The sequence below is a fragment of the Acidimicrobiales bacterium genome, assembly GCA_036399815.1.
Taxonomy (GTDB): domain Bacteria; phylum Actinomycetota; class Acidimicrobiia; order Acidimicrobiales; family DASWMK01; genus DASWMK01.
Window position 1 is genome coordinate 1 of sequence record DASWMK010000167.1, and the last position, 1580, is coordinate 1580.

Here is a 1580-nt window from a genome sequence, read left to right on the forward strand (position 1 = left end):
GTGGGAGCCCCTCATCGGTCGGTCGTGTGGACGGAGGTGCGGGGCGGTGGCGGTCACCGAGGCGTCGAGGTACCGGTTGCACCAGCGGTTGGAGGAGGTGCTCGGCCCTGAGCAGGCGACGACGTTGATGGAGCACCTGCCCCCGGTGGGCTGGGCCGACGTTGCGACCAAGCACGATCTCGCCCAGCTCGAGGAGCGGATGGGCTACCGCATGGACACCCTTCGCGCCGAGCTTCGCGGTGAGATGGCCGAGCTCCGGGGTGAGATGGGCGAGCTGCGGGGCGAGATGAACGGGCTGCGGGCCGAGGTGCGGGGTGAGATCGGCGGGCTGCGGGCCGAGCTGCACTCGGAGCTGCGGAAGTACGCGTTCGCCGTGCTGGCGGCCAACGTCCCCCTCGTGGGGCTGGCGTTCGCCGCCGCTCGGCTGACCTGACTGACTAGGGCCGCTCGACGTCCGCAGCGATGGCGTGGCGGGGCTCGTAGAGGAGCACCTCGACGCCGCCGGGGAGGACCAGGGTGGCGACGACGCCGAACCCGGCGTCCTGGGGCTCGCCCTTCACCTCGACCCCGCGGCCCCGCAGCTCGGCCACCGTCGCCTCGATGTCGTCGCACATCAAGGACAGCTCGTGAGCCGGCTTGTCGCCGGGGTGGACGCCGAGCTCGGCGGGGGGCAGGGCGAAGATCAGCCACCCGTCGCCGTCGTCGACGTGCCGCCAGCCGATCACGTCACGGAGCACGGCCCGCAGCTCCTCCGCCGCCGGGCTGTAGAGCAGGACGTGGGCACCGATGATCGCCATGGCCGCGAACCGTACGCCGACCGGCGGCGGTCAGCCGCCGCCGAGCTCGCGGCGCAGCCAGTCGCCGACGGGCACCGGCTCGGGCTCGTCGTAGCCGACCGGGAGGAGGACGTCGCCGGCCACCGTCGACAGGTACACCTGCCAGTGGTAGTAGCCGTGGAAGGCCCTCGGGTCGTCCCGCATCACCCCGGCCAGGTCGCTGACGCCTCGGACGTAGGGCCAGGAGTGGTTGTAGTTCCACAGCGCGTTCGCCATGTCGGCCGGCGCGCCGTTGTGGGCCAGGTAGCGGGCGGCGGCGAGGATGGCGTCGTGGGGGTCGTTCACGTCGCCCTCGCCGAAGGCCGCCCACGTCGCCGGCATGAACTGCATCGGCCCCTGCGCGCCGGCCACGCTCGTGCCCCGGATGCGGCCCAACCCCGTCTCGACCAGGTTCACCGCCGCCAGGTAGAACCATGGGACGCCGTAGGTGCGCTCGCCCTCGGCGTACCACGCCAGCAGGTCCTCGGCCGGCGCCGGCTCCACGATGCGCCAGGCCGGCATCGTCGACACCGGCCGGGTGTGCATCGAGGCGAACTCCCGCCGGGCGTGCACGTTCGCCTCGACGGCGGCCCGCAGCTCGTCGGGCACGCGGGCCAGCACGGCAGGGTCCCACTCCGGGTGCCGGCCGAGCCGCCGGTAGGCGAGCTGCTGCACCTCGGCGGCCTCGGCCAGCTCGTCGGGCGGCGTCGCCGCGTCGCGCACGGCCGTCTCCGCCGCCACGAGGTCCTCCGCCAGGTCGACGGG

3 protein-coding genes are annotated in these 1580 nt (G+C 73.8%); 1 reads left to right on the top strand and 2 read right to left on the bottom strand.

Going from position 1 to position 1580, the window contains the following annotated elements:
• Positions 1-46 precede the first annotated feature (46 nt).
• Positions 47-433: a hypothetical protein gene (locus VGB14_11990; GenBank protein ID HEX9993639.1), complete on the top strand. Its 387-nt coding sequence runs from the start codon at positions 47-49 to the stop codon at positions 431-433.
• A 4-nt stretch (positions 434-437) separates the two neighbouring features.
• On the opposite strand, the gene VGB14_11995 is transcribed toward VGB14_11990, so the two are convergent.
• Together VGB14_11995 and VGB14_12000 are read right to left on the bottom strand one after the other, a co-directional pair.
• Positions 438-797, bottom strand: a complete 360-nt coding sequence (locus tag VGB14_11995) for a VOC family protein (protein HEX9993640.1) — start codon at positions 795-797, stop codon at positions 438-440.
• Between the two features lie 30 nt (positions 798-827).
• Positions 828-1580: transglycosylase SLT domain-containing protein (locus VGB14_12000; GenBank protein ID HEX9993641.1), on the bottom strand; the 753-nt coding region annotated here is incomplete at its 5' end.

What these genes read in the sequence shown, in the direction of transcription:
- VGB14_11995 (HEX9993640.1), bottom strand. Translation starts at nt 797, where the DNA reads ATGGCGATCATCGGTGCCCACGTCCTGCTCTACAGCCCGGCGGCGGAG.